The sequence below is a fragment of the Campylobacter sp. B0100352/1 genome (assembly GCF_020135855.1).
Classification (GTDB): domain Bacteria; phylum Campylobacterota; class Campylobacteria; order Campylobacterales; family Campylobacteraceae; genus Campylobacter_D; species Campylobacter_D taeniopygiae.
Genome location: NZ_JACHTP010000059.1, coordinates 1 through 1,790 on the forward strand (window position 1 = coordinate 1; position 1,790 = coordinate 1,790).

The window sequence follows — 1,790 nt, forward strand, 5'->3', positions numbered from 1 at the left end:
AATCAGTAGTTTTATTTTGAAATGATTTTTACAAAAAGGAAAACCCACCCAACACTAACCCACAATTTGTTTTTAATTTTTAAGAATTCTCATGATTTAATTTACCATACATAATTAAATTGTGCAAAACCTGTATGAGTATTACCTTTAGTATCAAACATTCCATTATAGTTTAAGCTAAAATAGAAAGCATCATTTAAAGGAACAATCATAGATGTAGTTACATATCTTTGTAATCTTGGTAAATGGAATTTATCTTTTACTTTTACTTGACCAAATCTAGCTTTAGCTGTAACTTCTGGATTGATATTAAGCTTAGCTCCTAAAGTCATAGAAGTTTTTAAATTTGGCAACCAATCTCTAAACCATGTAAAGCTTGTTCTTGTAGAGAAAAGATTTAAATAGTTTGCATAAGTTCTTTCTCCACCTTTAACTGTAGCTTGACCTTTGGTATTGATCATAGAAAAAGCTTCAGTATAACCACCTTCATAAGCTAAACCTACTTCTGGAGAGAAGATATTATTGCCATAGTTAAAATTCATACCCAAATCTGTACCTAAACCATAAGCATAAGAATGTGGATTAGCTTTAGCTTCACTCTTACCGATTTTTTTACCTAATTCATTTTTAACAAAGGCTGTTTTACCTTGAGCTTTTAGATAAACTTCTTGACCCTTACTTGTTGTAAATAAGGTATTAAAGTATTTTAAACCTGCATAATAAGATCTATTGTTTATATCAAAATAGGTTGATTTCATTTTAGTATCTTCATAACCTGCATACACACCATAGATACCACTATCTTTTAAAGTAGAATAACCTATAATAGTTCCTTTAGTGTGTCCTTTACTTTCTTCATTTAAAGAAAGTTCAACATTCTGTGAAGAAGTATAAGGAAGGATAAATAAAGAATGCTCTTTATTATAACCATAGCTTCCATTATTAAAATCATTTTTTATATAATCACTTGCACTTGCATATAAATTACCTTTTTCTTGCATAGCAATAGCAGTACTAGATTTAGCAAAGGCAAAATGTTGCATAGAATTACCCATAACACTATCAATAAATGTTGATCTTCTTGAAGTAGTGTTGATTAAAGATCTAAAAGTAGCTCCTGCTATAGAAGCATTAAGGTTAAAATCTGTTGCTAATTTTCCTGTGAGTGGATCAACATCTATGGTGATTTCACCACCACCATTTACACTTATACCACCTATTTTATCAGGTGTTACTCCTGAAATGAGATTGCTAACATTATCAAGTTGTCCTAAATCAAGTCCGCTTTGATCTACAGTAACTTTATCTACAGTTACATTGTCTTTATTAGCTCCACCTACCACAACAGTTTCTAATTGACCATTTTCATCAGTAGAAACAACCCAATCTTGTATATTAACACTACCTCCACCATTGTTAGTTACTGTATTGCCTTGTTCATCTTTACCAACATTGCCTTGATTAGAGATTACTAAATCAGCACTTCCGTTATTAACAATACCACCACCTATAGTAGCACCTTCTCCATTGGAGATTTCTAATTTATTATCACTATTGTTTGTGATAGAACCTGAAATACCTGTATCAGAAGTAGAGGTATTGACTATGGAGTCAAGTTGGCCACCTTGTTCTACTGTGATAGAACCTGTGATAGAACCATTACCTTGATTGACTATACCACCAGCTAAGCTACCACCACCTTCTATCTTGATACCTGTGTCTCCACTGCTATCAGAGCCAGAGCCAATAACACCTTCATTGATAATACCTGCTTTTCCACCTTTAACTTC

Annotated in this window: 1 pseudogene; it reads right to left on the bottom strand. The window is 32.2% G+C overall.

From position 1 onward, the window contains the following. Positions 1–101: 101 nt before the first annotated feature. Positions 102–1,790 (bottom strand): annotated as a pseudogene (locus H2279_RS08440) (autotransporter outer membrane beta-barrel domain-containing protein); the annotation flags it as partial.